Annotated in this window: 22 protein-coding genes and 1 tRNA gene; 18 read left to right on the top strand and 5 right to left on the bottom strand. The window is 68.9% G+C overall.

Features of this window, described 5'->3' with window-relative positions:
* Window positions 1-63: 63 nt before the first annotated feature.
* Together ACZ6IE_RS10560 and ACZ6IE_RS10555 are read right to left on the bottom strand one after the other, a co-directional pair.
* Window positions 64-1146 (bottom strand): NAD-dependent epimerase/dehydratase family protein, encoded by a 1083-nt coding sequence (locus ACZ6IE_RS10560; protein ID WP_464608628.1) that lies wholly within the window; start codon window positions 1144-1146, stop codon window positions 64-66.
* Between the two features lie 8 nt (window positions 1147-1154).
* Window positions 1155-2054, bottom strand: a complete 900-nt coding sequence (locus ACZ6IE_RS10555) for an MTAP family purine nucleoside phosphorylase (RefSeq protein WP_464607906.1) — start codon at window positions 2052-2054, stop codon at window positions 1155-1157.
* A gap of 158 nt (window positions 2055-2212) precedes the next feature.
* On the opposite strand from ACZ6IE_RS10555, the gene ACZ6IE_RS10550 reads away from it, so the two are divergent.
* The 4 genes from ACZ6IE_RS10550 to ACZ6IE_RS10535 are packed head-to-tail and all read left to right on the top strand — an operon-like array spanning window position 2213 to window position 5210.
* The gene (locus tag ACZ6IE_RS10550; RefSeq protein ID WP_464607905.1) at window positions 2213-3601 is read left to right on the top strand and encodes a molybdopterin molybdotransferase MoeA; all 1389 of its coding nucleotides are present in this window, start codon (window positions 2213-2215) and stop codon (window positions 3599-3601) included.
* On the top strand, window positions 3594-4070 hold the full coding sequence (moaC, locus tag ACZ6IE_RS10545; RefSeq protein ID WP_464607904.1) for a cyclic pyranopterin monophosphate synthase MoaC: 477 nt from the start codon (window positions 3594-3596) through the stop codon (window positions 4068-4070). The genes ACZ6IE_RS10550 and moaC overlap by 8 nt, the downstream gene beginning before the upstream one ends.
* The gene (locus tag ACZ6IE_RS10540) at window positions 4067-4774 is read left to right on the top strand and encodes a MogA/MoaB family molybdenum cofactor biosynthesis protein (RefSeq protein WP_464607903.1); all 708 of its coding nucleotides are present in this window, start codon (window positions 4067-4069) and stop codon (window positions 4772-4774) included. The genes moaC and ACZ6IE_RS10540 overlap by 4 nt, the downstream gene beginning before the upstream one ends.
* Window positions 4764-5210 (top strand): molybdenum cofactor biosynthesis protein MoaE, encoded by a 447-nt coding sequence (locus ACZ6IE_RS10535; RefSeq protein WP_464607902.1) that lies wholly within the window; start codon window positions 4764-4766, stop codon window positions 5208-5210. The genes ACZ6IE_RS10540 and ACZ6IE_RS10535 overlap by 11 nt, the downstream gene beginning before the upstream one ends.
* 146 nt (window positions 5211-5356) lie before the next feature.
* Here the strand turns inward: ACZ6IE_RS10535 and acs are convergent, their stop codons facing one another.
* Entirely contained in the window at window positions 5357-7324 is a 1968-nt protein-coding gene (gene acs / locus ACZ6IE_RS10530; RefSeq protein WP_464607901.1) for an acetate--CoA ligase, read from the bottom strand.
* Between the two features lie 547 nt (window positions 7325-7871).
* Here acs and ACZ6IE_RS10525 point away from each other — a divergent pair.
* From ACZ6IE_RS10525 to ACZ6IE_RS10505, 5 genes are read left to right on the top strand one after another with little or no spacing between them, the layout of a single operon-like run.
* A complete protein-coding gene (locus ACZ6IE_RS10525) occupies window positions 7872-9296 on the top strand; it encodes a TadA family conjugal transfer-associated ATPase (protein ID WP_464607900.1) in 1425 nt (474 codons plus the stop codon).
* On the top strand, window positions 9293-10300 hold the full coding sequence (locus ACZ6IE_RS10520; protein WP_464607899.1) for a type II secretion system F family protein: 1008 nt from the start codon (window positions 9293-9295) through the stop codon (window positions 10298-10300). The genes ACZ6IE_RS10525 and ACZ6IE_RS10520 overlap by 4 nt, the downstream gene beginning before the upstream one ends.
* A gap of 41 nt (window positions 10301-10341) precedes the next feature.
* Window positions 10342-10584, top strand: a complete 243-nt coding sequence (locus ACZ6IE_RS10515; RefSeq protein WP_464607898.1) for a DUF4244 domain-containing protein — start codon at window positions 10342-10344, stop codon at window positions 10582-10584.
* Between the two features lie 2 nt (window positions 10585-10586).
* Window positions 10587-10964 carry a TadE family type IV pilus minor pilin gene (locus ACZ6IE_RS10510; RefSeq protein WP_464607897.1) on the top strand — a complete coding sequence of 126 codons (378 nt, stop codon included), beginning with the start codon at window positions 10587-10589 and terminating at the stop codon, window positions 10962-10964.
* A complete protein-coding gene (locus ACZ6IE_RS10505; RefSeq protein ID WP_464607896.1) occupies window positions 10961-11404 on the top strand; it encodes a hypothetical protein in 444 nt (147 codons plus the stop codon). Before ACZ6IE_RS10510 ends, ACZ6IE_RS10505 begins: the two co-directional genes overlap by 4 nt.
* Window positions 11405-11430: 26 nt before the next feature.
* On the opposite strand, the gene ACZ6IE_RS10500 is transcribed toward ACZ6IE_RS10505, so the two are convergent.
* A complete protein-coding gene (locus tag ACZ6IE_RS10500; RefSeq protein WP_464607895.1) occupies window positions 11431-11667 on the bottom strand; it encodes a hypothetical protein in 237 nt (78 codons plus the stop codon).
* Between the two features lie 128 nt (window positions 11668-11795).
* On the opposite strand from ACZ6IE_RS10500, the gene topA reads away from it, so the two are divergent.
* The 8 genes from topA to ACZ6IE_RS10460 all read left to right on the top strand — a co-directional run bounded on the left by topA (window position 11796) and on the right by ACZ6IE_RS10460 (window position 21837).
* Window positions 11796-14663 (top strand): type I DNA topoisomerase, encoded by a 2868-nt coding sequence (gene topA / locus ACZ6IE_RS10495; protein WP_464607894.1) that lies wholly within the window; start codon window positions 11796-11798, stop codon window positions 14661-14663.
* A complete protein-coding gene (tmk, locus tag ACZ6IE_RS10490; RefSeq protein WP_464607893.1) occupies window positions 14660-15295 on the top strand; it encodes a dTMP kinase in 636 nt (211 codons plus the stop codon). Before topA ends, tmk begins: the two co-directional genes overlap by 4 nt.
* 205 nt (window positions 15296-15500) lie before the next feature.
* Window positions 15501-16628 carry a DNA polymerase III subunit delta' gene (locus ACZ6IE_RS10485; RefSeq protein ID WP_077055235.1) on the top strand — a complete coding sequence of 376 codons (1128 nt, stop codon included), beginning with the start codon at window positions 15501-15503 and terminating at the stop codon, window positions 16626-16628.
* 1 nt (window position 16629) lies between these two features.
* Window positions 16630-18324, top strand: coding sequence for an alpha/beta hydrolase (locus tag ACZ6IE_RS10480; RefSeq protein WP_464607892.1), 1695 nt, complete (start codon window positions 16630-16632; stop codon window positions 18322-18324).
* Between the two features lie 120 nt (window positions 18325-18444).
* A tRNA-Thr gene (locus ACZ6IE_RS10475) sits at window positions 18445-18520 on the top strand.
* Window positions 18521-18610: 90 nt separating this feature from the next.
* Window positions 18611-19615, top strand: coding sequence for a Gfo/Idh/MocA family protein (locus ACZ6IE_RS10470; RefSeq protein ID WP_464607891.1), 1005 nt, complete (start codon window positions 18611-18613; stop codon window positions 19613-19615).
* 81 nt (window positions 19616-19696) lie between these two features.
* A complete protein-coding gene (dacB, locus tag ACZ6IE_RS10465) occupies window positions 19697-21196 on the top strand; it encodes a D-alanyl-D-alanine carboxypeptidase/D-alanyl-D-alanine endopeptidase (protein ID WP_464607890.1) in 1500 nt (499 codons plus the stop codon).
* A gap of 17 nt (window positions 21197-21213) precedes the next feature.
* Window positions 21214-21837, top strand: coding sequence for an isochorismatase family protein (locus tag ACZ6IE_RS10460; protein WP_464607889.1), 624 nt, complete (start codon window positions 21214-21216; stop codon window positions 21835-21837).
* 146 nt (window positions 21838-21983) lie between these two features.
* On the opposite strand, the gene ACZ6IE_RS10455 is transcribed toward ACZ6IE_RS10460, so the two are convergent.
* Window positions 21984-23426, bottom strand: a complete 1443-nt coding sequence (locus ACZ6IE_RS10455; protein ID WP_464607888.1) for a helix-turn-helix domain-containing protein — start codon at window positions 23424-23426, stop codon at window positions 21984-21986.
* 127 nt (window positions 23427-23553) lie between these two features.
* Here ACZ6IE_RS10455 and ACZ6IE_RS10450 point away from each other — a divergent pair, with 127 nt between their 5' ends.
* Window positions 23554-25524 (top strand): phosphoenolpyruvate carboxykinase (GTP), encoded by a 1971-nt coding sequence (locus ACZ6IE_RS10450; protein ID WP_464607887.1) that lies wholly within the window; start codon window positions 23554-23556, stop codon window positions 25522-25524.
* The last annotated feature ends 86 nt before the right edge of the window (window positions 25525-25610 follow it).

Genomic DNA, 25610 nt, shown 5'->3' with positions numbered 1-25610 from the left:
CGAGTTGCAGCCGCCGAGTAGTCGGCTCGAAAATCTGCGCGCCCGACGGCGTGTCAGCAGAAACTACCGCTGCACGGCATCCCGCAGCGGCGCGGTCGCGAACTCCCGCATACCGTCGTCGAACCCCACGCGCGCCCGATAGCCCAGCTCGGTCGCGAGCCGCTCCGACGAAGCCGTGATGTGGCGCACATCGCCCAGGCGGTACTCGCCGGTCACGATGGGAGCCGGACCGTCCGCATGGCGGCTCAACGCCTCGGCCATATCGCCGATCGTGTGCACGTGGCCCGATCCGACGTTATAGGCGCGGAACGATCCGGATGTCGCATCCGCCGTCCTTGCCAGTGCCGCCAGATTCGCCCCGGCGATGTCGTCGACGTGCACGAAGTCGCGGCGCTGGCCACCGTCCTCGAACACGCGCGGCGCCTCACCGCGCGCCAGCGCCGAACGGAACAGTGACGCCACCCCCGCGTAGGGCGTGTTCTGCGGCATGCCGGGCCCATAGACGTTGTGGTAGCGCAGCGCGATCGCACGTCCGCCCGTGCTGCGCGCCCACGAGGTGGAGAGGTACTCCTGCGTCAGCTTCGTGATCGCATAGACGTTGCGCGGGTCGAGCGGCGCATCCTCCTCGATCAGCACGGATTCGAGCGGCTCGCCCGTCGTGTCGTCCAGGGGGTCGAACCGTCCGGCGTCCAGGTCCTCGACGCGCCGCGGGCCGGGGCGCACGAAACGCTCGCCCGAGCGGTAGCGGCCCTCGCCGTAGACGACCATCGACGAGGCGACGACGAGCCTGTCGATGCCGGCCGTATCGAGCGCGGCGAGCAGCACCGCCGTGCCCAGATCGTTCGAGCCGACATAGTCGGGCGCGTCCTGGAAGTCGACGCCGAGCCCGACCTTCGCGGCCTGGTGGCACACGGCGTCGACGCCGTCGAGGATGGCGGGCATGGCGTGCGGGTCGGTCACATCGGCGCGGATGAATTCGGCGCGCGGGTCGATGGCGGGCGGCCCGCCGTGCACGTCGGCCCGAAGGTTGTCGGCGATGCGCACCTGCCACCCGGCGTCGAGGGCCGCGCGCACGATGGCGCCGCCGATGAAGCCTGCGCCGCCCGTGACGAGCAGTCGCCCGGGAGACGACGGCGACGGCGACATCGCGTCGCTCACAGTGCGGCGGTGGGGGCGGCGTGGGCTCCGGCATCCGCGCGTCGAACCGGGCGCGAGAGAACCTCGGCCACGGCGTCGGGGGCCACCTGGTCGCGCGGCTCGAAGTCGGCGGGGATGGAGCGGATGATCGCCTCGAGCGCGGCAACGATGCGCGGCTGGGCGTCGGCGAGGCGCTGAAGCACGAGCTGGTGGCTCACCGCATCCTCATCCTTCTCGGCCCCGGCTTCGGGTGCCAGGCCCGCGTCGCTGTCGGTCACGAAGGAGAGGTTGATGGTCTCGATGTTCAGCTCGCCGGCGAGCGGAACCTCGGGATACATCGTCATGTTGATGGTGTGCGCACCGGCGGCCCGGAACCACAGCGATTCGGCGCGCGTGGAGAAACGCGGTCCCTGAATGACGACGCAGGTGCCCGAGGCGCGGAAGGGCCCGCCATCTTGACGCACGGCCTCGACCGCGAGCGCGTGCAGCTCGGGCGAGAACGGGTCGGCCTGCATGAGGTGCTGCACGGCACCCTGATCGTAGAACGTGTCGGGGCGCGACGACGTGCGGTCGATGTACTGGTCGGTGACGACGAGCGTGCCGGGCGGAACCTCGGGGCTCACACCGCCGACGGCCGACGACGACAGGATGGTCTTGACCCCGAGCGAGGCCAGCGCCCAGATGTTGGCGCGGAAGTTGATGAGGTGCGGGGGCACCGAGTGGTCGGAGCCGTGCCGCGTGAGGAACGCGACGCGGCGCCCGCCCATCTCTCCCACCGTGACGGGGCTCGAGGGCCGGCCGTAGGGGGTGTCGATCTCGACGGTTTCGGCGGTGCCCTCGGCGAAGAGCCGGTAGAGGCCCGAGCCGCCGATGACGGCGATGTCGGCGTGCAGGGTGGGGGATGTCGTGTCGGTCACGGTGCTCCAGACGTGTGCGTGCGCGGGTGGCACGGGCGAGGAGGGCGGCGAACCGCCCAGAACAAGTATGCGGGTGGCCGTCGGGCGCGCCAAGATAGGGGGAGGAGCGGGGTGAGCCTTGCGGGCCCTCCGCCTGGCGACTATGAGACGAGACGGTCATGAGCGACGGGGTGGTGCCGGCATCCGTTCGGGTGGTGCGTTCGGTCGATGAACACCGCGAGGTCGTGCGCGTTCTGCTCGCGCCCTTGGCGGCACGACTCGGGGCTGAAGATCTGGCGGTGTCGGCCGAGCGGATGTCGAGGCATCCTCATGACTATGACGCCCGGGTGTTGGCCGCCGACGTGCGGGCCCCCATCGATCTGCCGCCGTTCGACAACTCGCAGATGGACGGGTACGCCGTGGTGAGCGACGATCTGGCGGATGCTTCGGGGGAGCGTCCCGTGGAGCTGCGGGTGGCCCCGCACATCCCCGCCGGCTCGACCGGCAGGCCGCTCGAGCGGGGGTGGGCCGCGCCGATCATGACGGGCGCGCCGATCCCCGAGGGTGCCGACGCCGTCGTGCCCATCGAGCAGGTCGATCCGCCCGCGTTCTTCGTCGACATTGACGCGCCGGCGCAGCGCCCGATCCCCGCCGCCGCCTCGTCTCGTGACGCTTCGGCGTCGTCTAGCTCCTCCGTCGTCGGCTCTGATCCCGTGGACCCGCCCGTCGCGCGATTCACCCGACCCGTCGCCGCCGGCACGTATTGTCGCGCTCGCGGAAGCGATATCGCGGCGGGCAGCCTGCTCCTCGCCGCCGGCACGCGACTGGGGGCCGCCCAATGGGGTGTCCTCGCCGCATCCGGCGTCGCCACCGTGCCCGTGCGTCGCCGCGTGCGCGTCACGGTGCTCTCGACGGGCCACGAATTGCGCCAACCCGGCGACGCCCTCGGCCCCGGCCAGATCTTCGACGCCAACAGTGCAGCCCTGACGCGCGCGCTCGCCGAGGTCGGCGCCGACGTGCGCACGGTGGCGGCAGTTTCCGACGATCCCGAGGCATTCTCCCGTCAACTGGCGGGCCTCGGCGCCGAGACCGATCTGCTCGTCACCACGGGCGGCGTCAGCGCGGGCGCCTACGAGGTGGTGCGCGAAACCCTGGCGGGTGCCGGGGTCGACTTCGCGGGCGTGCGCATGCAGCCGGGCGGTCCGCAGGGGTCGGGCGCCCTGCGCGACACGGGGATGCCGGTCGTCACGTTCCCGGGAAACCCCGTGTCCGCGCTCATCTCCTTCGAGGTGTTCCTCAGACCGGTGTTGCTCGAACTCGCCGGGGCTCGAGCATCCCATCGTCAGCGCCTGCGCGTGACCATCGCCGAGAACGCGACGTCGCCCGTCGACAAACACCAGATCCGCCGCGGGCGCCTGCGCGAGGACGGGCGCGTCGAGCTCGTCGGCGGCCCCGGATCCCATCTCTTGCATGCCTACGCCGCCTCGGCGTTGCTCGTGCACATCCCCGCCGGTGTGGCATCCGTCACGGCCGGCGACACTCTCGAAGCCTGGAGGATCGATGACTGATCAGCCCCTCACCCACCTGCGACCCGACGGTTCGGCCCACATGGTCGACGTCAGCGACAAGCCGGTGACGACGCGCATCGCCACCGCCCAGGCCGTGCTGCACACGCGGGCCGACGTGGTGGCGCAGGTGACGTCGGGCACGTTGCCGAAGGGGGAGGCGCTCGGCACGGCGCGCATCGCGGGCATCATGGCCGCCAAGCAGACGTCCACGCTCATCCCGCTGTGCCATCCACTGCCGATCAGCTCGGTCACGATCGACATCGAAGCGCAGGGGGCCGATCTGCTGGTGCTTGCGTCGGTGAAGACGTCGGGTGTCACGGGCGTCGAGATGGAGGCGCTCACGGCCGCCAGCGTCACCGCGCTCACCCTCTACGACATGATCAAGGCCGTCGATCGCGAGGCCGTCATCGGCGAGATCCTCGTGCGACAGAAGTCCGGCGGACGTTCGGGCGATTGGAGCCGGTCATGATCGACGAACGATCGGATGACGTGGGCGATACGCCCTCTGGTCATGCCGCGGGTACACCGGGGGAACACGCCGCGACCGGCGGGGGCACGGGTGCCGGCGCTGGCGCGGCGGACAGCGGCGAGTCGTCGTTCGTGTCGAGCACGGGCGCGTTGTCGCTCGAGGATCTGTCCATGCCCGGCTCTGGCGGCCCCGACGAGGTCGTCGACGGCGTCCCCTCGGCCGCCGCTGCGGGGCGCGCGCGGGTGATCGTCGCCTCCACGAGCGCGGCCGAGGGCACCTTCATCGACCGAACGGGCCCGCTCATCGAGGCGTGGCTGCGGCAACGCGCGTTCGACACCCCCGACCCGCTCGTGGTCGCGGACGGTTCGGCCGTGGGCGACGCGCTGCGTCAGGCGCTCGCGGACGACGTGGACATCGTCGTCACGACGGGCGGCACGGGCATCTCGCCGACCGATGCGACGCCCGAGCAGACATCCGCTGTACTCGACCGGACGATCCCCGGTTTCGCCGAGGAACTGCGCCGGCGCGGGGCCCAGGTGTCGTCGCGTGCGCTGCTCAGCCGCGGGGTCGCGGGGGTTGCCGGGCACACGCTCGTCGTCAACCTGCCGGGTTCGCCGGGCGGGGTCGAGGACGGCCTGCAACTGCTGGGCGAGATCCTCGAGCATGCCCTCGACCAGCTGTCCGGCGGCACGCATGACGCCTGACCCGAGCGCCGTGGGCGTCGTGGCGCTCGCCGATGTCGTCGACCGTCCGATCTCGATCGCGGAGTGCGAGACGCACGTGGCCGACGACCGTTTCGGGGCCGTCGTGACCTTCGCGGGTGTCGTCCGCAACCACGACGAAGGTCGAGGCGTACTCACGCTCTCCTATACGGCTCACCCCACGGCCGCTTCGGTCATCGCGGATGTCGCACGCGACGTCGCCGCCCGTTTTCCCGACGTCTCGCTCGCCGTTCTGCACCGCGTCGGCGACCTCGGCATCGGAGACCTCGCCCTCGCCGCGGCCGTCGCTTCGGCCCACCGGGCGCCCGCCTTCGAGGCGGCGGGTTTGCTCGTCGACCTCGTCAAGGAGCGCGTGCCGATCTGGAAGGAACAGTCCTTCGACGACGGGCAGACCGAGTGGGTGGCCGCCCTCGGTTAGAGCGCTTGCGGTCAGGGTGCGACACCGCCGACGCTGTGTGCGGCGCTGGAGTTCTGGCTCTTCGTCGCCACCGATTCCCGTCCGGTCGGCCGTCGATACTCGCTACTCCGGCCGAGCGCGTTCGCACGGCGCCCGGCCGGAGTCGGTCAGCCCACCTTTTCGGTGATGATCTGCATAACGGTCGTGTCGGCCAGCGTGGTGGTGTCGCCGATCTCGCGGCCTTCGGCGACATCGCGCAGCAGTCGCCGCATGATCTTGCCCGAACGCGTCTTCGGCAACTCGTTCACGACGAAGATCTGGCGGGGCCGGGCGATGGGCCCGATCTGCTCGCCGACATGCGTGCGCAGAACGGCCTGGATGTCTTCGACGGCCTTCGACTCTTCGAGCTGGCTCTCCTTGATGATCACGAACGCCACGACAGCCTGGCCGGTGGTCTCGTCGGATGCCCCGACAACGGCGGCCTCGGCCGTGAACGGATGCGACACGAGGGCCGATTCGATCTCGGCCGTCGACAACCGGTGACCCGACACGTTCATGACATCGTCGACGCGGCCGAGCAGCCACACGTCGCCGTCTTCGTCGAGGCGCGCGCCGTCACCCGCGAAGTACTTGTCGCCGAACTTCTCCCAATACGTCTCCTTGAACCGCTCGGGGTCGCCCCAGATGCCGCGCAGCATGCTGGGCCACGGTTCGGTCACGACCAGCAGGCCGCCGTTGCCCTCGCCGACGGGGTTGCCCTCGTCGTCGACCACGTCGATCGCGATTCCGGGCAGGGGCACCTGCGCGCTTCCCGGCTTCGTTTCGGTGATACCCGGCAGTGCCGAGATCATGATGGCCCCGGTCTCGGTCTGCCACCACGTGTCCACGATGGGGGCCGTCTTGCCGCCGATGACCTTGCGGTACCACATCCAGGCCTCGGGGTTGATGGGTTCGCCCACCGAGCCGAGCAGGCGCAGCGACGACAGGTCGAACTGCTTCGGAATCTTGCGGCCGAGCTTCATGAACGAGCGGATGGCTGTCGGTGCCGTGTAGAAGATCGAGACCTTGTACTTTTCGATGATCTCCCACCAACGACCGGGATGCGGGCTGTCGGGCGTGCCCTCATAGATGACCTGCGTGGCGCCGTTGGCGAGCGGGCCGTAGGTGACGTAGGTGTGGCCCGTGATCCAGCCGATGTCGGCCGTGCACCAGTACACGTCGCTGTCGGCGTGCAGGTCGAAGACGTTCTTGTGGGTGAAGGCCGCCTGGGTCAGATATCCGCCCGAGGTGTGCAGAATTCCCTTCGGCTTTCCGGTGGTCCCCGAGGTGTAGAGGATGAACAGCGGGTTCTCGGCGGGAAAGGCCTCGGCCGTGTGATCGGGGGATGCCGCGGCGATCTCGTCGTGCCACCACCGGTCGCGCTCGGGGTTCCAGTCCACGGTGTTCTCGCCGCGCTTGACGACGAGCACGTTCGTGACGGTGTCCTGCGGTCCGAGGTCGCCGCGCGCCTCGAGCGCCGCGTCGACCGCGGGTTTGAGCGGCGAGACCTTGCCCTTGCGCCAGCCGCCGTCGGCCGTGATGACGAGCTTTGCCGAGGCGTCGTCGATGCGCGAGCGCAGGCTGTCGGCGCTGAAACCGCCGAACACGACGGAGTGCACGGCGCCGAGTCGCGCGACCGCGAGCATGGCGATGACGGCCTCGGGGATCATGGGCAGGTAGATGGCGACGCGGTCGCCCGCTCGGATGCCGAGGCCGGTCAGCACGTTGGCCGCGCGCTTCACCTCGGCTGTCAGCTCGGCATAGGTCAGGCTGCGGCTGTCGCCCGGCTCGCCCTCGAAGTGCAGGGCCACGCGGTCGCCGTTGCCCTGTTCGACGTGGCGGTCGAGGCAGTTGTAGGCCACGTTGAGCGTGCCGTCGTCGAACCACTTCGCGAAGGGCGGGTTGGTCCAGTCGAGCGTCTGCGTGAACGGCTTCTCCCACGTCACGAGCTCGCGCGCCTGCCGCGCCCAGAACCCGAGACGATCATCGGATGCCTCGGCATAGAGTTCGGCGTTCGCGACCGCATTGGCGGCGAAATCGTCGCTCGGCGCGAACCGGCGGTCTTCGTGTAAGAGGTTGTCGATCCTGTTGCTCATTGCGGCTCGGCGCTCCTTTGCGTTGCTGTTCGGACGGCGGTGTCCTGGCTGCAGACGACTGTACTCCGATTCGACGAACGGCTTGCCGACGTCCGACGAGGGTCTCCGCGCGCTAGTAAAAAACCGACCAGTTTGTTCTCAGGAAGCTCCCAGACGCTTGTCGGCATTTAGGGGGACACGCGGGTTTGCGCATCTGGTGTTTCCGCGTACACTTGAACACGGCCGAATCTTCGTATTCGTGCATGCGGCGCCCGGATTCCCCCCAATCCCGCGTCGCATCTGGCGGCACCCATTCCCCCCAATGGGTGCCGCCCCCTTCTTTTAAGCACTCGTTCGCGCTGCCGGGGCACCGCACATCGGGCCATCTCCTCGGGTCGTCCGCGTCTGGCGGCTTGCGCGTGCCTTCTCCGCCGATTTCAGTTGCCCCAATTCGGGTGTTCCCCGTTCGGGTCGGCAATTCGTTCTCCACAAGCGGCATTTGCTGGATTTGTCCACAGCTGGGCCCTCTCCGCCTCCTGCGGTAGCAAGCGCGCATACCGTCACAGGCATGAACCTTCTCCTCGAGCAAAAGCGCGTCAGCGATCGTGCCCGGGCCGCCTTCGGCTCCCGGTCGCGCCCGGCGCCCGGGCTCTCGGCGCCGCACACCCCCGTGACCGTGCGGTCCATTGTCGCCGACCCGTCGCCCATCGCCGAGCGGTCGCGGCCGGACGGGCGGGCGCTTCCCCCCGACCGGTCCCTCCTCAGCGAGCGGTCCCTCCTCACCGAGCGGTCTCCCCTCACCGAGCGGTCCCAAAAGATCGCGCGCTCCCTTCTCGCCGAGCGGTCGACGGCGATTGCACGGTCTCTGCTGGCCGAGAAGTCACAGTCGGTCCCGCGGCCGCTCCTCATCGAGCGATATCGCGATCGTGCTCTGTGCTGTAGCGGCGAGGGCTGTAGCGGCGAGGGCGGCAGCGGCGAGGGAGGCAGCGGCGGGGGAGGCGCTTCGATGTCGAGCGTCGTTCCGGCCGTGCCCGTTGCCCCGCTCCGTATCGATACGGCGTCGCGCTTCGGCGACCTCGGCCCCTACCTTCTCCTCGACGACGTGACAGATATCGTGATCACGGGGTCGAGCGGCGCCTGGGTCGATCGCGGCCGGGGCTTCGAGCGCATCGACGAATGGAGCGGGGGCCACGAGGTCGTCCACCGCCTGGCCGTTCGTCTCATCGCCGAGGGTGGCAGGCACGTCGACGAGGTGAGCCCGTTCGTCGATGTGCGCCTGCCCGGGGGCATCCGTGTGCACGCCGTGCTGCCGCCTCTCTCCGTCGGGGGTGCGGCACTCAGCATCCGGGTCCCGGCGCAGCGGCCCCTCCTGCTCGAGCATCTCCAGGCACGCGGCATGTTCGCTCCGCGCGGCGATGCCCTGTCGCAGCGGTTGCGCGAGGCCGTGTCCTCTCGCACCAACGTGCTGATCTCGGGCGGTGCCGGAACAGGGAAGACCACCTTGCTCGCCGCCCTCCTGTCCCACGCCGACTCTTTCGAGCGCATCATCTGCGTCGAGGATGTCTCCGAACTCGTGGTCGATCACCCCCATGTCGTCTCCCTCGAAGCGCGCCAACCCAACGCCGAAGGCAGCGGAGGTGTCGACATCGCCCGGCTCCTCCGCGAGTCGCTACGCATGCGACCCGACAGGCTCGTGCTGGGTGAATGTCGCGGCAGCGAGATCCGAGACATGCTCGGTGCGCTGAACACCGGCCACGAGGGCGGTGCCTGCACGGTGCACGCCAACTCGCTCACCGATGTGCCCGCGCGCCTCGAATCGCTCGGTGCGTTGGCTGGGCTGTCCTCTGAGGCGGTCGCTCGGCAAGCGGTCAGCGCCATCGGTCTCGTCATTCACCTGCAGCGCGTCCGCGGCATACGACGCGTCGCGGCACTCGGGCGCTTCACACGCGACGAACACGGCCGCCTCACCATCGCTCCGGAGGTCTCCTCGTGACCGTCCACCGCCTGTCGGCTCGTCGCATCCCCGCCGTTCGACGAATCATGCATGCGGCAGCCGTCGACGAACGCCCGCATGCCGAGAACATCGCGACGGTCGTGCAACGGCTCGCCGTCGTTCTCGAGGCAGGAGTCTCGCCCGGTTCGGCCTGGCGCTACCTCGACGACGACTCCGCAGCCGTGTCCTCAGACAGCGTCGCGCCGGTCGTCCGTGCGGTGCGCGAACTCCGCCCAGGGGGAAGCGTCGTGCCCGCGCTCCTCGGGGCCGCGCCGAAGACGGGCCCGGCGGCCCCGCTCTGGCGGGCGGTCGCCGCCGCCTGGCAGGTTTCCGAGGTCACCGGGGCGCCGCTCGCGCCCTGCCTCTCGTCGATCAGTGAATCCCTCCTCGATATCGGATCCACCGAACGTGCGGTTCAGATCGCGCTGGCCGGGCCGACGGCGTCATCTCGTCTCGTGCTCGCGCTTCCCCTCGTCGGCCTCGTCTTCGGAGCCCTCCTCGGTTTCGATACGCTCCAGTTCCTGTTCACCTCGATCGTCGGGGCCGTCTGCGGCATCACCGCCGTCCTTCTCGTGCTCATCGCGCACCGATGGAGCAATCGCCTGGTTCTCGCCGTGGCGCCACGCGGTCGTGCGCCCGGTCTCCTGCTCGATCTGACGATCGTTGCGCTCGCCTCCGGGCGGTCCGCGCTCGCCGCCGTGGCAGCGGTGACGACCGCCGTCTCGGATTGCGAGCTCGAGTCGGCCACCGACGAGGCCGAGCGTCGTGACCGTGAAGCGGTCCTCGTGCTCTCGAAGCGCGCCGGAATCCCGGCATCCCTTCTCCTCGCCTCCGAGGCGCAGGCCTACCGCCGAACGGCCCGCACCGTCGCCGCCCGCAACGCCGAAAAGCTCGGCACTCAACTGCTTCTCCCGCTCGGGCTGTGCATCCTCCCCGCCTTCATCCTCCTCGGCGTCGTGCCCATCGTCGCCGGCATCCTCTCGAGCGCCGTCAGTTCGCTCTAGCCGCGTTCTCGCCACCCGCCCACAACACCGTTCGGAGCCTCATGAATCTCTTTCCGCCACTCACGCCCAACAGCGCACCCACCCGTGGGCTGTCGCCCCGGCCCTCGTCCGTCCCCGGAAGCGGCCGGTCGCTCGCCGATGACACCGGAGCAGCCACCGCCGAATACGTGATCACGACCATGGCCGCCGTTGCATTCGCCGGTCTGCTGGTCGTCATCATGCGCAGCGACGAGGTGAAGGGCATCCTGCTCGACCTCGTCCGCCGCGCGCTGAACGTCGGTTGATCGTGGGCGACGAACGTGCCGCGCCCGGGCCCGTGCGAGCAACCGAGTGCGAACGAGGCTCGGCAGCAGCGGAGTTCGCGGTCACGATGCCCGCGGTGTTGATCGTGCTGGCCATGACGGTCGGAGCGTTGGGCGCCGCGGCGCATCAGGTGCGGCTCGCCGACGCGGCCGCAGATGCCGCGCGCGCGCTCGGTCGCGGCGAGTCTGTAGCCGTCGCCGGTGTCCTCGCCGCGAGGTTGGCGCCCGGTTCCGAGCTCTCCACCTCTACCGAGGGTGAACTCGTCTGCGCCGAGGTCGCGAAAGCCTGGGCGCTGCCCGGCGGTCGCGCAACGGGCATCCGATTGGTCGCCCGCGCCTGCGCTCTCGGGGGTGGGCGATGAACTCGCTACTGCGCAACGTGGCGACAGGGCGGCGGGTCGCCCGCGAACGGCCGCGTCCGCCCTCCCGATTCCCGACGGCGGCGCGGCGTCTCGGCGACATGCGCAATCTCGGCATACGCGGTTCGGGCACCCTGCTGTCCGTTGCAGTGATCGCATGCGGAGCTTCGACCGCTATCGCACTCACCGCGTCGAGCGCGGCGGTGCTGTCTCGGCAGAACTTGATTCACGCTGCCGACGCGTCGGCGCTTGCGGCGGCCGACTCACTCAACGGATTTTCGGCCGGCGCCTCTTGTGACGACGCGGCGCGTGTGGCGGCGGCGTTCGGCACCCGCGTCTCCCTGTGTCAGCCCTGTGCCGACGCGATGTGCGTCGAAGTGAGTGATGTCTTTCTCGGGATCGCGTTCACGGCGCGTGCACGGGCCACCGGGGCGGCGGCATGAACTGCCAGGCCGCGGTCACACGCCGCCTACGAGAAGTTCGTGGTGAGGAACCGATAGGCGACAGCACTCGGCAGAGCCGACCCCTCGGACTCGAACTCCTGGCCGGCAGATCGTGCATAGACATAGGTCTTGCCGCCCGGGGCCGGGATCTCGACCGTGGGCTTCGGCCGACCATCGTCGAGGAAGCCGGTGGCAACCGTGCGACCCTCGAGGGGGCCATCGGTGAGCTTGGCGGTGTACGTCGTCTTCGTCGTGTCACTCATACCTCTTATTGTCCTCACAACCGAAACGGGCACAAGGGGTCAAGGCCGTTCGCGGCGGAATCACGCGGCAGCCGATTAGGTGGAGGCCCAGTGGGTGTGTGTATGGTGTGGCTGACGAGAGGAGTCTGGTGACAGGCACAAAGAAGCTGGTCATCGTAGAGTCGCCCACCAAGATGAAGTCGATTGCCGGCTATCTGGGCGACGGATACGAGGTCCTGAGTTCGGTGGGGCACATTCGTGACCTGGCCGAGCCGAAAAACCTGCCCGCCGACCTCAAAAAGGGCGGCCTCGGCAAGTTCGCCGTCGATGTCGACAACGGCTTCGAGCCGTACTACGTCGTGTCCGACAGCAAGAAGAAAACTGTCGCCGAACTCAAACGAGCCCTGAAAGACGCCGACGAGCTCCTGCTCGCCACCGATGAAGACCGCGAAGGCGAAGCCATCGCGTGGCACCTGCTGCAGGTCCTGAAGCCCAAGGTTCCCGTGCGCCGCATGGTCTTCCACGAGATCACCAAAGACGCCATCCTCGCGGCCACCGACAACACGCGTGAACTCGACGTCGCCTTGGTCGATGCGCAGGAGACACGCCGCATCCTCGACCGGATCTACGGATACGAGATCTCGCCCGTGCTCTGGCGCAAGGTCGGCCCTGCGCTATCCGCCGGGCGCGTGCAGTCCGCCGCCACCCGTCTCGTCGTCGATCGTGAGCGCGAGCGTCTCGCCTTCACCGCGGCGAGCTACTGGGACCTCACGGCCCACGTCGCCGCCGATGACGCCACGCCGTTCGAGGCGCGTCTCGTGCGACTCAACGGCGAACGCGTCGCCACCGGCCGTGACTACGACGACACCGGTGCGCTGAAGAGCAAGGCCGTTCCTCTCGATGAGGCCACCGCCACCAGCCTGGCCGCCGCTCTCTCCGCTCCCGCCACGCCGGTTCGCGTGAGCAAAGTCGAATCGAAGCCGTACTCGCGCCGACCGGCAGCCCCTTTCACCACGTCGACGCTGCAGCAGGAGGCCGCGCGCAAGCTGCGGTTCTCGGCCCGTCAGACGATGAGCGTCGCACAGTCGCTCTACGAAAACGGTTACATCACTTATATGCGAACCGACTCGGCATCGCTGTCGAGCCAGGCCATCAACGCGGCTCGTGCGCAAGCGACCAGCCTCTACGGCGCCGAGACCATCCCCGACAAGCCGCGTCAGTACGCAGGCAAGTCCAAGAACGCCCAAGAGGCGCACGAGGCCATCCGGCCCTCCGGCGACACCTTCCGCACACCGTCGTCGCTTGCGTCGACCCTGCACGGCAACGACTTCAAGCTCTACGACCTCATCTGGAAGCGCACCGTCGCCAGCCAGATGGCGGACGCGAAGGGTCAGACCGCCACGGTCACCATCGAAGCGACCGCCGACAAGGTGGCCGAGTTCACCGCATCCGGCACCGTGATCACGTTCCGCGGGTTCCTCAACGCCTACGAAGAGGGCCAGGACGAAGACCGCAACGCCGACGCCAGCGCCAAAGAAGCGAAGCTCCCGCCGCTGACCGAAGGCCAGCAGGTCGCCTTGCGCGACGTCGAGGCGAAGGGTCACGAGACCAGCCCGCCGCCCCGCTACACCGAAGCAAGCCTCGTCAAACAGCTCGAAGAGCTCGGCATCGGCCGGCCTTCCACCTATGCGCAGACCATCGCGACGATCATGGATCGCGGATATGTGACGCAGCGTGGGCAGGCGCTCATCCCCAGCTGGATCGCGTTCAGCGTCGTGCGTCTGCTCGAGCAGCACTTCGGCGACCTCGTGCAGTACGACTTCACCGCCGCGATGGAAGAAGACCTCGACCGCATCGCCAATGGCAGCCAAGATCGCACGGCCTGGTTGCAGAACTTCTACTACGGCGGAGACGACCACACCGGCCTGCGCCAGGTCATCGACAACCTCGGCGAGATCGACGCGCGCGACATCAACTCTCTGCGCATCGACGACGACATCACCCTGCGCATCGGCAAATACGGCCCTTACCTCGAGGTGCCAGACCCCGACAACGCTGAGGGCACGCCGCGCCGAGTCAACATCCCCGAAGAACTCGCACCCGACGAGCTCACCCCGGCCAAGGCGCGCGAATTGATCGACGCGCCCGTCATCGGTGACCGAGTTTTGGGCGTCAACCCCGAGAACGGCAAGCAGGTCGTCGCGAAGGACGGTCGCTTCGGCCCCTACGTCACCGAGGTCGACCCCGAGCCCGCAGAAGGCGAAACTGCCGAAGCGGATGCTGCCACCGTCGATCAGGCCACCGGCGAAGTGCTCGACGGCGCCAAGAAACCCGCCAAGAAGAAGGCACCCGCCAAGAAGGCCGCCGAGAAGCCGCGCACCGCGTCGCTGTTCAAGTCCATGTCGCCCGAGACGATCGACTTCGATACGGCCATGCAGTTGCTCAGCCTCCCGCGCGTGGTCGGCAACGACCCCGAGAGCGGCGAAGAGATCACGGCCCAGAACGGTCGCTACGGTCCCTACCTGAAGAAGGGTGCCGACACGCGTTCGCTCACGAGCGAAGACGAGATCTTCACGATCGACGTTCCTGGAGCCGTCGAACTCTATGCGCAGCCCAAGTACGGCGCGAAGCGCGCCTCGAGCGCGCTGAAAGAGTTCGAAGCCGACCCCGAGAGCGGCAAGCCCATCAAGGTGAAGGATGGCCGATTCGGGCCCTACGTCACCGACGGCGTCACCAACGCAACCATCCCCAAGGCCGAATCGGTCGAAGAGATCACGTTCGACCGCGCCGTTCAGTTGCTCGCCGACAAGCGCGCAAAGGGTCCGGCGAAGCCGCGGGCGAAGAAGGCCCCGGCCAAGAAGGCGCCCGCGAAGAAGGCACCCGCCAAGAAGCCGGCCGCCGCCAAGCCGGCTGCTGCCAAGACGACCGCAGCGAAGACGACCGCTGCCAAGTCGACCGCGGCCAAGGCGCCGGCCAAGAAGCCCGCCGCCACGAAGCCGGCCGCCGACGCGAAATGAGCGAGCGACCGCATCCCGGCCTCTTCGTGACGATCGAAGGAGGGGACGGCTCGGGTAAATCGACCCAGGCCGCCCTCCTCGAACAGTGGCTGACCGACGAGGGCTACACCGTCGTTCGCACGCGCGAGCCCGGTGGCACCGAGGTCGGGCTGCTGCTGCGCGAGATCGTGCTGCACCATCGGGGAGACATCCCGCCGCGCGCCGAAGCGCTTCTCTACGCCGCCGACCGCGCGCAGCACGTGGCCACGCTCGTCCGTCCCGCCCTGCAGCGGGGCGACATCGTCCTCCAGGACCGGTACATCGACTCGTCGGTGGCCTATCAGGGCGCGGGGCGCACGCTCGGAGGCGAAGAGATCCGCGCGCTGTCCGAGTGGGCGACCGACGGCCTGACCCCGGACGTCACGCTGCTCCTCGACCTCGACGAAGAAACCGCGCGAGCGAGAATGGGTGCCACCGAACGCCGCTTCGACCGCCTCGAGGCCGAGAAACAAGACTTCCACCGACGGGTCCGCGGCGCCTTTCTCGCGATCGCCGACAACGAACCCGAGCGGGTCGCCGTGATCGACGCGGCCGAACCCGTCGAGCTCGTCGCCGAGACGATCGCCGCACGCATCCGCCCGCTCCTCCCGTAGGCCTGCACCGCCACACGCATCCGCCCGCTCCTCCCTTATGGCTGCGCCGCCGCAGGCATCGGCCCGCTCCTCCCGTAGGGCTGCACCGCCGCACGCATCTGCCCGGGTTTGCCTGGGGAGCGCGCGCATCCAGCTCCTGGGGCCGGGGCCGGGGCCGGTGAGGCTACGCCCGCCGGTTGTCGGAGGCCGCCGGTAAGGTGGAACCGTGGGAGCTTGGGACGACATCATCGGGCAGACGGACGCCGTCGAGCTGCTGACCGACGCCAGCCAGAACCCACAGGCCATGACGCACGCCTGGCTCATCACGGGCCCCCCGGGCTCGGGGCGCTCCAACCTGGCCTATGCCTTCGCCAAAGCCCTGCTCAGCCGTGTGCCGGGCGGCGACGAGCAGACCGACCAGCAGGTCGACGCGCGCACACATCCCGATCTGACGTCGCTGTCGACGAGCAAGGTCATCATCTCGATCGACGAAGTGCGGCACCTCGTCACGGGCGCGTCCTACGCGCCATCGGTCGGCCGCTACCGCGTGCTCGTCGTCGAAGACGCCGACCGCATGGCCGAGCGCACCTCCAACGTGCTCCTCAAGGCCCTCGAAGAGCCGCCCGAGCGCACCGTGTGGATCCTGTGTGCGCCGAGCGAAGCCGACCTCATCCCCACCATCCGGTCGCGGGTCCGCAGCGTGCGACTGCGCGTGCCCGACGTCACCGAGGTCGCCGCGCTCCTGCAGCGCCGAGACGGAGTCGACGCCGAGACGGCCGAGCGCGCCGCCCGGCACGCCCAAAACCACATCGGCATGGCACACCGGCTCGCCACCGACGAGACCGCACGCCAGCGGCGCGAAGAAACGCTGCGCGTGGCTTTGACGGTGCGCACCGTCTCGGACGCCGTCGTGGGGGCCGCCACGCTGCTCGAGCTCGCGGGCTCCGACGCGAGCGCCTACACCGAGCAACGCGACGCCGAAGAACGTGAACACGCGCTGCGTTCGCTCGGCATCGAACCCGGCAAACCCGTTCCGCCCGCCCTGCGCGCACAGATCCGCGGCCTCGAAGAAGAACAGAAACGCCGCGCCACCCGCAGTCTGCGCGACGGCATCGACCGCATCCTCGTCGACCTGCAATCGGTCTACCGCGACATCGCGCTGCTGCAATTCGGCATCGACGACACCATCATCAATCGCGAGCTGCTGCCGCACCTGAGACAATCAGCACAATCATCGAGCCAGGCCAGCACCATGGCCACGCTCGACGCCATCGCAACCGCCCGACACCGCATAGAGGGGAACGTCGCACCAGCCCTGGCTCTCGAAGCCATGCTCGTCGCGGCACAACGCTGACATGAATAACGACGACATGGGCAACGAAGACATGCGCAACGCCGACAGCCACAACGCGCCGGGCCCCAGCCGCAACCCGCAGGGCTCCACGCCGTGGGAGCTCGCTTCCGCTGACGCATCCGTCACGGGCCGACGCCCGCGCCGCTCAGTTCGCCGCCGCGCCGCCAGCGTCGTCGCCACCGTCACGGTCGCCGCCCTCGCTCTGAGTGGCTGCGTCACGGCCTTCCTGCCGGGGGATCGCAACGGGGGAGGCAGCAGCACGTCCACGCCCGTTGCCGAAGACGTGGCCGCCGATCTGAAGCCCTTCTACGAACAAACCCTCACCTGGAAGAGTTGCGAAGGCGGCGAGCTCGAATGCACCACCTTCGACACGCCCGAGAACTGGGATGACCCCGCGGCCGGCTCGGTCGAGATCGCCGCCGTGCGCTCCCGAGCGACCGGTTCCGACCGCGTCGGATCGCTGCTCGTCAACCCCGGCGGACCCGGCGGCTCCGGTTACGACTTCGTCGCCGACAGCCTCGACTTCGCCACCGACCAGAAGCTGCAAGAATCCTTCGACGTCGTCGGCTTCGACCCGCGCGGCGTCGGCCGGTCGACGCCCGTCACCTGCTTCGACCCGGAGGGGCTCGACGCGTACCTCTACGACATCCCGGCCAACGCGCGCGGAACAGAAGCCTGGCAGCAGGAGAGCGCCCAGAGCGCCGCCGACTTCGGCAAGGCCTGTGCCGACAAAACGGGTGACTTCCTGCACTACGTGAACACCGTGCAATCGGCCCACGACATGGACCTGCTGCGCGCACTCGTCGGCGACAGCAAGCTCTACTACCTCGGCTACTCCTACGGCACCTTCCTCGGCGCCACCTACGCAGAACTCTTCCCCGACAAGGTCGGCCGCCTCGTCCTCGACGGCGCCATCGACCCCTCCGTCAGCAACTTCGAGGTCACCAAGACCCAGTCGATCGGCTTCGAGAACGCCCTCAAGGCCTACCTCGAGAGCTGCCTCGGCGGCTCCGACTGCCCCTTCACCGGGTCGGTCGACCAGGCCATGACCCAGATCCGGGCGCTGCTCGAATCGGTCGACAAGACGCCCATCCGCAACTCAGACGGGCGCATGCTCGGCTCGGGCACGCTGGTCACCGCCATCATCTACCCGCTGTACTCGCAGTCCAGCTGGAGCTACCTCACGCAGATGTTCGACGACGTCATGAAGGGTTCGGCCAGCGTCGCCTTCACGCTCGCCGACGGCTACAACGGGCGCAACCCCGACGGCACCTACGCCGACAACTCCACCGAATCTTTCACGGCCTACAACTGCCTCGACTACACCTACGACGCCGACCCGGCCGTCATGGCCGAGCAGGCCGCCGAGATCGAGAAAGCCGCCCCGGTCATCGGCAGCTACATGACCTACGGCGACATCGGATGCGCCAACTGGCCCTACACCGACGGTGCCGAACGCGCCGCCATCAACGCCCCCGGCGCCCCGCCCATCATGGTCGTCGGCACCACCAACGACCCGGCAACGCCCTACGAATGGGCCGTCTCGCTCGCCGACCAGCTCGAGAGCGGATTCCTTCTCACCTACGAGGGCGAGGGGCACACGGGTTACAACAAGGGCTCCGAATGCGTGGACGACGCCGTGGATGACTACCTCGTCAACGGCACCGCGCTGACCTCCGATCCGAAATGCACCTGATCAACAAATAAATGACACGCGGATGACCGCGGCGGGGCTGGGCCCGATTCACACTCGGGCCCAGAAACCGCTAAGATCATTCCTTGTGTTGCCGTACACGCGAAAGCGAACGGCAAACACGCCGCCCTAGCTCAGTCGGCAGAGCGATTCACTCGTAATGAATAGGTCAGGGGTTCGATTCCCCTGGGCGGCTCCACTTCTTCATCCCCTCGTGCGACCCGTGCCCACGTACCAAGGCCCACGTACCAAGGCCCACGCACCAAGGCCCACGCACTAAGCTGGCGCCGTGACTAAAGACGGCACGCTCCGCTGGGGCATCCTCGGACCAGGCGGCATCGCACACGCGTTCACCGCAGACCTCATCCAGAACGGCCTCATCGTGCAGGCCGTCGGCTCGCGTCAACTCATCAAGGCGCAAGAATTCGCTGACGAATTCGACATCGCCAATGCGCACGGAAGCTACGAAGACCTCGTGGCCGACCCCGACGTCGACGTCATCTACATCGCCACGCCGCATCCGTTCCACGCCGACAACGCCCTCCTCGCGCTGAACGCCGGCAAGCACGTCCTCGTCGAAAAACCCTTCACCCTGAACCAGGCCGAAGCGGAGCGCGTCGTCGCGCGCGCCGACGAGCTGGGCCTCGTCGTGCTCGAGGCGATGTGGACCCGCTTCCTGCCGCACATGGTGCGCCTGCGCGAGATCCTCGCCGAAGGCCTCCTCGGCGAGCTCGTGGGAGTCGTCGCCGACCACACGCAGTCGCTGCCGCAGAACCCCGAACACCGCATCAACAACCTCGAGCTGGGCGGCGGCGCCCTCCTCGACCTCGGCATCTACCCGGTGTCCTTCACGGTCGACGTGCTCGGCATCCCCGACACCATCCAGGCGTCGGCGGCCTTCGCCGAGACGGGCGCCGACTCCACCGTCGCCACGGTGTTCGGCTATGAGGGTGGGCGCACCGCAACAAGCTTCAGCACCAGCACGGCCAAAGGCACCAACGTGGCCGCGGTGCTCGGCACGCGCGGCCGCATCGACCTCGACGCCGTGTGGTATTCGCCGACCACGTTCCGCCGCTACGACGCCGACGGTGAGCTGCAGGAGACGTACACATCGACGGTCGTCGGCCGCGGCATGCACTACCAGGCGCTCGAGCTCGAACGGCTCGTGGCCGAAGGACACCTCTCGGGCGACATCCTGCCGACCAGCGAGACCATCGCCATCATGGGCGTGCTCGACGAAGTCCGTCGCCAGATCGGGCTCGTCTACCCGGGGGAGCGCAACACGGCCGTCTGACCGTGGGCCCGGTGTGCCGATACGCGCACCGGTTCCACATTCGATGGGGCGAAAACGTGAGCCCCGGTTTAGGATCTTCGGGTGCGCGAAACCTCTGACGACACCACCGAGCAGACTTCAGGACCGTCGTCGAACCCGAGCGGCGTCGGAGCCTTCTTCGCCCGCCACCGCACCGCCTGGCTGATCACGGCCGCCACCGCCGGCTTCGCACTCATCGGATCGGGGGCCGTGGCCGTCGGCGCAGCTACCTCGCCCGTCGTCACGCCGAGCGCTCAAACCGCAGAGGTGCAGGATGTCGCGCCCTCGACATCCGCGAGCCCTGCGCCCACGCCGACCGCCACCACGCCGCCGCCGCGGCCCGTGCCCGCCAACGCCGTGCCGGCCTCGAAACTGCGCACCTGCTCGGTGCAGGGCCTCACCACCGACCCCCGCTTCGGCAACATGCAGGCGCAGGCCCTGAACGCCGACACCGGTGAGGTGCTGTTCGACCGCGACGCCGGCACGCCCAACCGCACCGCCAGCGTCTTGAAGGTGCTGACCACCTCGGCCGCCCTCGCCGCCCTCGGGCCCGACTACCGCGCGACGACGCGCGTCGTTCAGGGTTCCGAACCGGGCACGATCGTGCTGGTCGGCGGCGGAGACGTGACGCTCACGCGACTTCCGACGGGCCAGGAGTCGATCTACAAGGGTGCCGCGCATCTCGACGACCTCGCCGCGCGCGCCAAAGCCGCCTATGAGGCAGCCAACCCCGGCGTGCCCATCACGAAGATCGTGCTCGACGCGAGCTACTTCGGCGGCGACGGCTGGCAGCCCAGCTGGGAGACCTCGGAGCGCTGGAACGGTTGGATGTCCATCATCACGGCGTTGCAGGTCGACGGCGACCGCGACAACCCCGTTCTGCAGGATTCGCCGCGCAGCACCGACCCGGTCGCCCGCGCAGGCACAGCCTTCGCCTCGTACTTCGGCGGCGCGCCCACGGTCGTCGGCACGGCCCCGGCCGGCGCCGCCGAACTGGCACAGGTGCAGTCGCAGCCCGTCTCGGTGCTCGTGAAGCAGACGCTCGTTCCCTCGGACAACTCGGTTGCCGAGATGCTCGGGCGGCTGACGGCCATCAAGATGGGCGTCGGCAACACGTTCGATGCCATCCGCCAGGCCACACCGCAGGCGCTGCAGGCCTATGGAATCGACACGTCGGGCATCGTCACGGTCGACGGTTCCGGCCTGAGTGACAACAACGCCGTGCCTCCCAAGTACCTCACGCAGCTCATGCTCAAGGTCAACAAGCGCGAGGGCAACCTGGGCAACATCTACGACGGCCTGCCGGTCGCGGGTCGATCGGGCACGCTGTCTTTCAGCGACCGCTTCAACGGCGGCAACACCGTCGCGCGCGGGCACATCTTCGCCAAGACCGGTTCGATCAAGACGGGTTACACGCTCTCGGGCATCGTCAAGGCCAAGGACGGCAGCACCCTCGTGTTCGCGATCTTCGCCCTCGGCAAGGTGTCGGCAACGGCCCGTCAGGCCATCGACACCCTCGCGACCGGCTTCTACAATTGTGGAAACAATCTCTCGAACAACTAGAGCAGGGTAGTGAGCGGATGTCGCGGGCACTCTTCATCGTCGACGTACAGAACGATTTCACCGAGGGTGGCGCTCTGGGGGTCGACGGCGGCATCCAGGTGGCGGGCGCGATCACCGAGTACCTCACCGACCATGCCGGCGACTATGCGCTGATCGTGGCGTCGCGCGACTGGCACGACGCCGACAACGACAACGGCGGGCACTTCGCGGTCGAGGCCGACCCGAACTTCGTCGACACCTGGCCCGAGCATTGCGTCGCCGGCACACCCGGGGCGGACTACCATCCGGCTTTCGTCACCGACGAGGTCGACGTGCACGTGCACAAGGGGCAGGGCGAGCCTGCCTATTCGGCTTACGAGGGTGTCGCCGAGGATGGCAGCGCCGTGCCCGCGCTCGTGGAGGAGCGGGGGATCACCGACATCGACGTGGTGGGCATCGCCACGGACCACTGCGTGCGCGCGACGGTGCTCGACGCGCTCGCGCACGGCCGGCGTGTGCGCGTCTTCGAGGACCTCGTCGCGGGTGTTGCGCCCGAGAGCACCGTCGCCGCGCTCGAGGAGATGAAGGCCGCGGGGGCGGAGATCGTCGGTCGTCCCACGCTCGAGCTCGTCGAACCGTCGCTCACGACCGAGCCCCGCTGACACCGCTGGCTCGCTGGCGCCGCAGAGTCGCTGACACCGCTGGCTCGCTGACGGCGGGGCCCCGATATCGGCTGAGCCGCGCCGGCGCCAGAGCCGCGCCGTCCCGCTAGCCTGCCCGCTCGTCAGGCTGCTGGCCCGGCAGCACGCTACTCGCCCTCGTGCCGCTCCAGGAACGCGTACACCTCGGCGTCGTCGACACCCGGGAACGTTCCGCTCGGCAACGGCGACAGCACGTGCGCGTGCAGTCGCGCGCTCGGCCACGCCTGGTCGGCCCAGCGATCGGCCTGCTCGGGCCGCGGGGTCTTGCAGCACGCCGGGTCGGGGCACGTCGAGACCGCACGCGTCACGGTCTCCCGCCCACGGAACCACTTCGCCTGCGCGAACGGAACGCCCACCGAGATGCTGAACTCGCCGTCGCTCGTCGTGCCCGTCTGGGTGGCACACCAGAACGTGCCGGCGGGCGTGTCTGTGTACTGGTAGAGCTCGGTGGTGCGGTTCGTGCGGTCGAAAGCCGCTCGCGCGCTCCACCGCCGGCACAGGATCTGGCCCTCAACAGCGCCCGTCACATCGGTGGGAAGGGGCAGCCCGTCATTCTCGTAGGCCTTCGCGATCGCGCCATCCCCGTCGACCCGCAGAAAATGCAGCGGCATATCGAGCGTGGATGTCGCGAGGTTCGTCATGCGCAACGCCGCCGCCTCGTGCGTCACACCGAAGGCGTCACGAAAGTCCTCGACGGCAAGGTTGCGATCTTTCTTCGCCTTGGCCAGGAACTCGACCGCCGCCGTGCGCGGCATGAGGCAGGCGGCCGAGAAGTAATTGATCTCGAGGCGCTGCTGCAGGAACTCGGCATAGCTGCTGGGGCGTTCGTGGCCGAGCAACCGGTGCGCCATGGCCTGCAAAGCCATGGCGCGCAGGCCGTGTCCGCCGGGGATGGAGGCGGGCGGCAGATAGATGCGACCGTTCGCCAGGTCGGTCACGCTGCGCGTGGAATGCGGCAGATCGTTCACGTAGAGCAGCTGGAAACCGAGTCGCTCGGCCATGATGCTGACCGTGCGGTGGGTGACCGCGCCGATGGTGTGACCGGCCGCCTTGATCTGCTTCTCGGCGAGGGCGTCGATGTCGGGGAGGTAGTTGTTGCGGGCACGCATCCCGGCGCGGAGTTCGGTGTTGGCGCGCCGGGCCTCCTCGGGGGTGGCGATGGCGTCTGAGGCCCGGCGCTGCAGCTCGCGGTGCAGGCCCACGAGCGCCGTGAGCGCGTCATCCGCCATGCCCTTGGTCGGTTTGACGCGGGGGAGCGCCAGGCCGCTGTAGAGGGGGCTGCGTTGTGCGCGGTCGAGTTCGATTTCGAGGGCGGCGCGCGGGCTCGGGGGTGCGCTGTCGAGCAGCGTCGCAAGGCTGACCCCGAGGGCCTGCGCGAGTTCGCCGAGTTGAGACAGCCTCGGTTCGCGCTTGCCGTTCTCGATGAGCGAGAGCTGGCTGCCCGCGAGGCCTACTCGCGTTCCCAGGTCGTCGAGGGTGAGGCCGCGCTCGAGGCGGTGATGGCGGATGCGGTGGCCCAGGGTGACCGGATCGGTGGCGTCGCTGCTCATTTCTTCACGATAGCGAAAGATCAGCGATTCTTAACAGCTCTTTATCGCGAAACTGTGGCGATTGCTGCATCAGGCTGGAGTCACGGATCACCGACGACCGGCCAGACGCCGAGAAGGAGACGCGACCATGACGATCGCCCCCGACCGAAAAGAACGTGCCACGACCGAGCGCGCGAACGCCGGCCTCGGGTACGCCGGGCGTGTTCGCACCGGGTCATCCGCGGGCCGTGTCGGGGACACCGCCACCCGAACCACGGTCGCTCGCGCCACACGGGCTGAGCGCATCACTCAGGCCGGGAACAACCCCTACGAGGGCCGAGGTCTGGCCGGCCTGCGCGCCTGGGTCGCCGAGGTCGCCGCGCTGACGACGCCCGACAGCATCCACTGGTGCACGGGTTCGACGGCCGAGAATTACGAGCTCACGCGCCAGGCCGTCGCCGACGGTTCGCTCCTGCAGCTCAACCCGGAGTGGCGCCCCAACAGCTACCTGGCGCGCTCGGCGGCGTCCGATGTGGCCCGCGTCGAGGCCCGCACGTTCATCTGCTCGGCCGACGAGGCGGATGCGGGGCCCACCAACAATTGGCGAGAGCCATCCGCCCTGCGCGCCGAGCTCGACGGTGTCTTGGCCGGTAGCATGCGAGGCCGCACCCTCTACGTCGTCCCCTTCTCGCTCGGCCCCGTCGGCGGCCCGCTCTCGCTGATCGGCGTGCAGCTGACCGATTCGCCGTACGCCGTGCTCTCGATGGGCATCATGACGCGCACGGGTGACCGCGTGCTCGACCAGATCGCCGCGGGAACGCCCTGGGTGCGCACGTTGCATTCGCTCGGCGCGCCGCTCGAAGACGGTCAAGCCGATGTCGCCTGGCCCTGCAACGACGACAAGTACATCGCCCATTTCCCCGACAGCCGCGAGGTCATCTCCTACGGCTCGGGCTACGGCGGCAACGCGCTGCTGGCTAAGAAGTGTGTGGCGCTGCGCATCGCGTCGGTCATCGGCCGCGACGAGGGATGGTTGGCCGAGCACATGCTCCTCATCCGCATCACGTCGCCCGAGGGCAACCGCTACCACGTGGCCGCGGCGTTCCCCTCGGCGTGCGGCAAGACGAACCTGGCGATGCTGCGCTCGTCGCGCCCCGGATGGCGGGTCGAAACGCTCGGCGACGACATCACGTGGATGAAGCCGGGCGCCGACGGCCGCCTGTGGGCGATCAACCCCGAGGCGGGCTTCTTCGGCGTCGCGCCGGGGACGGGCGAGGCCACCAACCGCACGGCCGTCGACACGCTCTGGGGCAACACGATCTTCACGAACGTGGCCCTGCGAGACGACGGCGACGTGTGGTGGGAGGGCCTCACCGAAACGCCGCCCGCCCACCTCGTCGACTGGACGGGTGAGGACTGGACGCCCGACGCAGGCCGGCCGGCCGCGCATCCGAATTCTCGGTTCACGGTGTCGGCGTCGCAGTGCCCCACGCTCGCCGAGGGATGGGATGAGCCCGTCGCCCTCGACGCGATCGTGTTCGGCGGGCGGCGCGCCACCAACGTGCCTCTCGTCACGGAGGCGAGCGACTGGGCGAACGGCGTTTTCTTCGGCGCCACGATCTCGTCCGAGAAGACCGCGGCGGCCGAGGGCACGGTGGGCGAGTTGCGCCGGGATCCGTTCGCCATGCTGCCGTTCTGCGGTTACAACATGGCCGACTACTGGGCGCACTGGTTGCGGGTCGGCCGCACGCTGTCGCCGTCGGGCACCCCGAAGATCTTCCAGGTCAACTGGTTCCGCAAGGGTGAGGATGGTTCGTTCCTCTGGCCCGGCTTCGGCGAGAACATGCGGGTGCTCGAGTGGATGGTGCGTCGCATCGAGCGCGCCGTGCCCGCCGCCGAGTCACCGCTCGGTCGCGTGCCGGTGCCCGGCGACCTGAACGTGGACGGTCTCGACGTGGCGCCGGATGCTCTCACCGAACTCTTCGCGGTCGACCGCGAGTCCTGGCTGGCCGAGGCGCAGCTGACCGAGGAGTTCTTCGACACCTTCGGGTCTCGGGTGCCCGCTGCCCTGCGCGCCGAACTGGCCGCCCTGCGCTACCGCCTCCGCCAGGCGGACTAGCGCCCCACAGACGACGAAGCCGGACTGCAGCCCGCTGGGGGCATGTGCAGTCCGGCTTCGTTTTGGTTCTCGCGGGGTGCTGGCGG

The sequence above is a fragment of the Okibacterium sp. AC114 genome (assembly GCF_979253355.1).
This window is presented reverse-complemented; position numbering and strand designations above follow the sequence as displayed.

Coding starts and splice junctions, on each gene's coding strand:
- ACZ6IE_RS10560 (WP_464608628.1), bottom strand. CDS start 1,146: ATGTCGCCGTCGCCGTCGTCTCCCGGGCGACTGCTCGTCACGGGCGGC.
- ACZ6IE_RS10550 (WP_464607905.1), top strand. CDS start 2,213: ATGAGCGACGGGGTGGTGCCGGCATCCGTTCGGGTGGTGCGTTCGGTC.
- moaC (WP_464607904.1), top strand. CDS start 3,594: ATGACTGATCAGCCCCTCACCCACCTGCGACCCGACGGTTCGGCCCAC.
- ACZ6IE_RS10540 (WP_464607903.1), top strand. CDS start 4,067: ATGATCGACGAACGATCGGATGACGTGGGCGATACGCCCTCTGGTCAT.
- ACZ6IE_RS10535 (WP_464607902.1), top strand. CDS start 4,764: ATGACGCCTGACCCGAGCGCCGTGGGCGTCGTGGCGCTCGCCGATGTC.
- acs (WP_464607901.1), bottom strand. CDS start 7,324: ATGAGCAACAGGATCGACAACCTCTTACACGAAGACCGCCGGTTCGCG.
- ACZ6IE_RS10525 (WP_464607900.1), top strand. CDS start 7,872: ATGAACCTTCTCCTCGAGCAAAAGCGCGTCAGCGATCGTGCCCGGGCC.
- ACZ6IE_RS10515 (WP_464607898.1), top strand. CDS start 10,342: ATGAATCTCTTTCCGCCACTCACGCCCAACAGCGCACCCACCCGTGGG.
- ACZ6IE_RS10505 (WP_464607896.1), top strand. CDS start 10,961: ATGAACTCGCTACTGCGCAACGTGGCGACAGGGCGGCGGGTCGCCCGC.
- ACZ6IE_RS10500 (WP_464607895.1), bottom strand. CDS start 11,667: ATGAGTGACACGACGAAGACGACGTACACCGCCAAGCTCACCGATGGC.
- tmk (WP_464607893.1), top strand. CDS start 14,660: ATGAGCGAGCGACCGCATCCCGGCCTCTTCGTGACGATCGAAGGAGGG.
- ACZ6IE_RS10480 (WP_464607892.1), top strand. CDS start 16,630: ATGAATAACGACGACATGGGCAACGAAGACATGCGCAACGCCGACAGC.
- ACZ6IE_RS10460 (WP_464607889.1), top strand. CDS start 21,214: ATGTCGCGGGCACTCTTCATCGTCGACGTACAGAACGATTTCACCGAG.
- ACZ6IE_RS10455 (WP_464607888.1), bottom strand. CDS start 23,426: ATGAGCAGCGACGCCACCGATCCGGTCACCCTGGGCCACCGCATCCGC.
- ACZ6IE_RS10450 (WP_464607887.1), top strand. CDS start 23,554: ATGACGATCGCCCCCGACCGAAAAGAACGTGCCACGACCGAGCGCGCG.